This is a genomic window from Kitasatospora sp. MBT66 (assembly GCF_000710405.2).
Lineage (GTDB): Bacteria > Actinomycetota > Actinomycetes > Streptomycetales > Streptomycetaceae > Kitasatospora > Kitasatospora purpeofusca.
Map to the genome: position 1 here is coordinate 958,791 of NZ_JAIY01000004.1, position 5,475 is coordinate 964,265.

The 5,475-nt window shown below is 76.9% G+C and carries 3 protein-coding genes and 2 pseudogenes; 1 reads left to right on the forward strand and 4 read right to left on the reverse strand.

Annotated features, from left to right (window positions below):
- From BI06_RS50550 to BI06_RS11025, 4 genes and pseudogenes are all read right to left on the reverse strand, one after another.
- Positions 1-534: pseudogene (locus BI06_RS50550) on the reverse strand (hypothetical protein); the annotation flags it as partial.
- Positions 535-660: 126 nt separating this feature from the next.
- The gene (gene trmB / locus BI06_RS11015; RefSeq protein ID WP_030398586.1) at positions 661-1,491 is read right to left on the reverse strand and encodes a tRNA (guanosine(46)-N7)-methyltransferase TrmB; all 831 of its coding nucleotides are present in this window, start codon (positions 1,489-1,491) and stop codon (positions 661-663) included.
- 151 nt (positions 1,492-1,642) lie between these two features.
- A complete protein-coding gene (lhgO, locus tag BI06_RS11020) occupies positions 1,643-2,881 on the reverse strand; it encodes an L-2-hydroxyglutarate oxidase (protein ID WP_030398587.1) in 1,239 nt (412 codons plus the stop codon).
- Positions 2,882-3,020: 139 nt separating this feature from the next.
- Positions 3,021-4,448 (reverse strand): hypothetical protein, encoded by a 1,428-nt coding sequence (locus tag BI06_RS11025; RefSeq protein WP_030398588.1) that lies wholly within the window; start codon positions 4,446-4,448, stop codon positions 3,021-3,023.
- Between the two features lie 725 nt (positions 4,449-5,173).
- On the opposite strand from BI06_RS11025, the pseudogene BI06_RS50555 reads away from it, so the two are divergent.
- Positions 5,174-5,475: pseudogene (locus BI06_RS50555) on the forward strand (asparagine synthase); the annotation flags it as partial.

The following is a 5,475-nucleotide window of genomic DNA, read 5'->3' on the forward strand; positions in this document are numbered from 1 at the left end:
CGCCTCGCCGAGGCTGCCCTGGTGGGTGCTCAGATAGGTGCTGGTCCAGCCGTTGGCGAGGATGGCCACGGTGGTGGCGGCGCAGGCGCCCCAGCCGAGGCAGAACACGGTGTGCCGCAGCGGCACCCGGGCGGTCTGGTTGAGCCAGGCGAGCCCGCCGAGCACGAAGGGCAGCGGGACCATCGCCAGCCCGAGGCCGACCAGCAGTCCGGCGGTGCCGGTCTGGCGGCGGACCAGGTGGAGGATCAGCACCCCGCAGCCGGCCAGGGTCAGTACGGCCGTCGCGGTCACCGCGGAGAAGGCGGCCGGGCGCAGCGCGCGGCGGCCGCCGGGGGCCGGGCCGGGCGCGGTGGGGCCGTCCCGGTGCGTGCCGGGGTCCTGGGGGTCGGCGCGGCCCGGCCGGGGCACGAACCGCTGGGCCCGGCGCCTCCGCGGCCCCGGGATGGTCCGGGTGTCGGCGGTGGGCGTGGGCATCTCTCGGTCGTCGGCGGCCCGCACGGTGATGTGGTACCCATCGCCGGACGGGGTGCTCACCCGGCACAGGGTAGGCCAAGCCGCCGGGCGGCCGGGCGGAGTCGGGGGGAACCGTCCGCCCCGGACGCGCCCGTCGACGGGGCCGGGGGCCGTGCCGGCGCGCCGGGTCGAACGCCCGGCGCGGGGTCAGCGGCGGCGGAACAGCAGGTCGTGCACCACGTGGCCCTTGGCGATGCCGGCCCGTTCGAACTTGGTCACCGGGCGCCAGTCCGGTCGCGGCGCGTAACCGGGGACGGAGCCGTCCGGGTGGTCCGCCGGTTCGGTCCAGCCGGTGCCGTCACCCTCGGGGTGGAGGTTCTCCAGCTCCGGGGAGGCGGACAGCACGGCGAGCATCTGCTCGGCATAGGGCTCCCAGTCGGTGGCGCAGTGCACCAGCGCGCCGGGCGCCAGCCGGGGGAGGACCAGCTCCAGGAAGGACGGCTGGACCAGCCGCCGCTTGTGGTGCTTGGGCTTGGGCCACGGGTCGGCGAAGTAGACCCGCAGACCGGCCAGCGAGGCGTCCTGGAGCATGTCGCGCAGCAGGATCACGGCGTCCCCGGCGGCGGGGCGGACGTTGGTGCTGCCGTCGCGCTCCAGCATGCCGAGCAGGTTGCCGTGGCCGGGGGTGTGGACGTCGGCGGCCAGGATGCCCATGGCCGGGTCGGCGGCGGCCATCGCGGCGGTGGTCTCGCCCATGCCGAAGCCGATCTCCAGGGTGACCGGCAGGCCGTCGAAGAGCGCGGGCAGGTCGAGCGGGGTGCCGTCGATCGCGATGCCGTAGGTCTCCCAGCTCCGGTCCAGCGCGCCCGCCTGGGCGTTGGTCATCCGGCCCCGGCGCGGCTGGAAGCTGCGGATGCGCCGCTCGCTGTGCTGGGCCTCGGTGGCCTTGTGCGGGTACATCGGCGCCGGGTAGGCGGCGGGGGCCGCGGAGAGCCGGGCGGAGGGCGAGGGCTGGGGGATCGGGGCGGTGGCAGTCACAATCAACCGAGTCTACGGGGCCGTCGGGCGGGGGCCGAGGGGGCTGTGACGGGCCCCACGTCCGCCCCCATGTCCGCCCCCATGTCCGCCCCCGCGTCCGCCGCCATGTCCGTCGCCGCGGCCGGCCCGGGCCGGTCCTCGCGGTCCGCCCTCACCTGCCGCCCGCGTCCAGTGCGGCGAGCGCCCGGCGGGCCACCTCCCGGCCGATCGGCAGCGAGGCCGTGGCCGCCGGGGAGGGCGCGTTCAGCACGTGCACCAGGCGGCGGGCGGAGCGCGGGTCGTCGGGGTCGAAGCCGGCGAAGGCGAAGTCGTCCAGCAGCGAGCCGTCCCTGGCGACCGCCTGGGCGCGGACCCCGGCGGTGGCCCGGACCAGGTCGGCCGGGACGACGGCGGGCAGCAGCCGCTGGACGGCCGAGGTGAAGGCCCGCTTGGACAGCGAGCGGTGCAGTTCGCCCACCTCGTAGCGCCAGTGCCGGCGGGCGATCCGCCAGGTGCCGGGGAAGGCCGCGGTGCCGGCCAGGTCGCGGGGTCGGACGGTGCGCCAGTCGTAGCCCTCGCGGGCCAGCGCGGGCACCGCGTTCGGGCCGACGTGCACGTCGCCGTGCACGCCCCGGGTCAGGTGGACGCCCAGGAACGGGAACGCCGGGTCGGGCACGGGGTAGACCAGTCCGCGGACCAGCTCCCGGCGCTCCTTGACGAGTTCGTAGTACTCGCCGCGGAAGGGGACGATCCGCAGGCCGGGGTCGTCGCCCGCCAGCCGGGCGATCCGGTCGCTGTGCAGGCCCGCGCAGTTCACCAGGACCTGGCAGCGGAGCTCCCCGGCCGAGGTCTGCACGGTGACGCCGTCGGCCCGGCGGGCGATCGCGCGCAGCTCGGTGCCGGTGCGGATCTCGGCCCCGGCCTCGCGGGCGAGGCGAGCGTAGGCGGCGGCGACGGCGGGGAAGTCGCAGATGCCGGTGCTGCCGATGTGCAGGCCGGCGACGCCGGTGACCTGCGGCTCGTACTCGGCGATGCCCCGGCGGTCGAGTTCGGTGACCGGGATGCCGTTGGCCCGGCCGCGTTCGGCCAGCGCGCGCAGCCGGTCGAGTTCGGCGGGCCCGGTGGCGACGATCAGCTTGCCGGTGACCTCGTGCGGGATGCCGTGGGCGCGGCAGAACTCCACCATCTCGGCGGCGCCGGCCACCGCGTACCGGGCCTTGAGCGAGCCCGGCCGGTAGTAGACGCCGCTGTGGATCACCCCGCTGTTGCGGCCGGTCTGGTGGGCGGCCAGGCCGGGTTCCTTCTCCAGCACGGTGAGCCGGAGTCCGGGGCGGGCCCCGACCAGCGCGTGGGCCGTGGCCAGCCCGACGATCCCGCCCCCCACCACCAGCACGTCGACGTCGTACCGCACGGCCCGCTCCTCGCCTTGTCCGACCGCCCCCGTCCGTCCGCGATGCTGCCACGACGGCGGGGGCCGGTCGAGGGGGCCCGGGGGCGTTTCGGCCGGGCCCGCGCGGCACCCGTGCGGGCTCCGGCGGCGCCGCAGTCGGTCAGGCCGGGGCGACGATCACCGCGCGGGCGCGTTCGGTCAGGTCGCGGACCCGGCGCTCGCCCTGGAAGGGCTCCAGCCGGCGCAGCATCTCCACCACGTACTCGCGGCTGCGCTGGGAGGAGATCCGCCCGGCCACGTCGACGGCGCGCTCGCCGGCCGCGACCGCCGCGTCCAGGTTGCCCGCCTCGGCCTCGGCCATCGCGGAGACCACCAGCCGCAGGCCGTGCGAGCGCACGAACCCCTCGGTGGGGCGGGCCAGCGCCTCCCGGGTGAACTGCCGGACCTTGGACGGAACTCCGAGGTCGCGGAAGCACTCGGCGGCGTCGGCGGCGAGCCGGTCGTAGGCGTAGAAGTCGATCCACGCCGGATCGGGATCCCCGGCGCGCGCCCGTTCGAGCGCGCTCTCCGCTGCCCCGAGCGCCGTCGCGCACGCCGCCGCGTTCCGGGCCTTGGCCTGGGCCCGGGCCTCGACCAGGTGGAAGAAGCTCATCGTCCGGGCGGTGGCCAGGCCCCGGTTGCGCTCCAGCGCGGCCTGGGCGAGGTCCACGGCCTCCTCGGCGAAGCCCCGGTAGCCGGCCTGCAGGCTCATCGAGGCCAGCACGTAGCCCCCGAGCGGGACGTCGGCGGCGGCCCGGGCGAGCCGCAGGGCCTGGATGTAGTAGCGCTGGGCGGCCTCGTGCTGGCCGGTGTCGAAGGCCATCCACCCGGCCAGCCGGGTGAGTTCGGCCGTCGCGCCGAACAGCGCCCGGCCCACCGCGTCGCTGTACGAGGCCAGCAGCAGCGGCGCCGCCTCGACCCGCAGGCATTCCGGCACCATCGACGAACGCCAGTCCCCGCCGCCGTACTTGGAGTCCCAGCGGCGGGCCTCCTGGGCGGCCTCGCGGAGTTTGGCGGCGTCCGAGTGGCCGACCCGGTACGAGCCCGACTCGGCCGGGGCGCGGGGCAGTTCACGCGCCACCGAGCCGTCGGCGGGGTTGATCAGCCAGCGCGAGACCGGGGTCGCGTAGGCGGCGACCGAGAAGGTGCCGGCCAGGCTGTCGCTCCAGCGGCCGCCGCCGGGGCCGCGGCGCAGGTCGAGGTCGACCCGCCAGAGGTCGGTGGCGGACCGGACCGCGTCGGGGACCTCGCGCGGGAAGGCCAGGCCGAGTTCGGGCGCCGGGTCGGTGTCGCCGAGGCCGATCTCCTCCAGCGGCACGGGCCGGCCGAGCTTGCCGCCGATCGCGGTGGCGATCAGGTGCGGCACGGGGCCCTGCGGCACCATGCCCTTGCTGACCCAGCGCGCCACCGAGGTCTTGTCGTAGCGGAGCGTCAACCCGCGCTGGGCGCCGAGGTCGTTGACCCGGCGGGCCAGACCCGCGTTGCTGATCTGCGCCAGGGTCAGGAGCGTGCCGAGCCGTTCGTTCGGTCCTCGTGGGCTGACGGTCATGGTGGCGGCGGCACCTCCTGCGGCCTTGTGCGCGGGGCCCGGGCGGCACCGGGCCGAAGCTGCTGTACCTAGAGTAGTCGGACGCGTTCCGAGGGTTAAGAGGCCGCATTCCGGATGGCGGGATCGCGCGCCCGGCGGCGGGCGGCGGGCGGGTCGCGAAGTTGGTCAGGACCGCCGGGATCCGGCCGCCCGGCGGTCTCCCGGCGGTGCGCCGGAGTCCCGTGCTCCGGTCCCGTGTCGATGTGCGCCCGGCCGTGCCCCCTGGCCCGACCGGCTGGTCGGCGATTCGCTGGTGGTCGTGGGTCGGCCCGCCGTCGAGGACCCGGCGGGCCGGGGGAAGCCGCCGCCTTCATCCCCGCGGGCGGCGGCGACGTCCGGGAGGGCATGCGGATGCCCTCCCGGGCCGAGCGACGCCTTTCGGCCATCTCGCGATGGCCATGACAGGGCGACCCACGGGGCGGTCCGGGCCGGGGAGGGGAAGGCCCGGGCCGCTCCGGTGGAACACCTCGTCCGGGTGTTCGAAACCCCGCGCCGTCACCGCCGTCCGCCCGGCGCGGTCCCGGGGGGACCGGCCCTACGGCAACAGCCCCCCGCGCGTACCGGAAACGACAACTCCGGTCACCGGAAGCACAACCGGTGGCACGATGTCCTCTGACGGCGCGCCGGACGCGGGCCGCGGATCCGGACCCGCCGAGCGGTGCAGGTCCTCGTCCGGTGGAGGCGCGATGCGGTGGCTGACGGGCTGGTGCACGGGCGTGCCCCGGCCGGGCGCACCGGCGCACGAGCCGCCCGGCGCCGTGGCCCCGATCGCCGCGCGCACCCTGTGGACCGGTCCCGACCCGCTCTGGGCGGTCGGCGACTGGCGGCCCGAGGAGATCCGGCTGGCCACCCTGCGGCCCGGGGCCGCCGCCGTGGTCACCACCGGACCCACCGCGCCCGACCCTTTCGAGGCGAACCCCGCCACCCTGCGGCTCGCCGTGCTCGGCCACTGCGGCGCCACCGACGCCGAACTCGCCGCCGGCCTGGC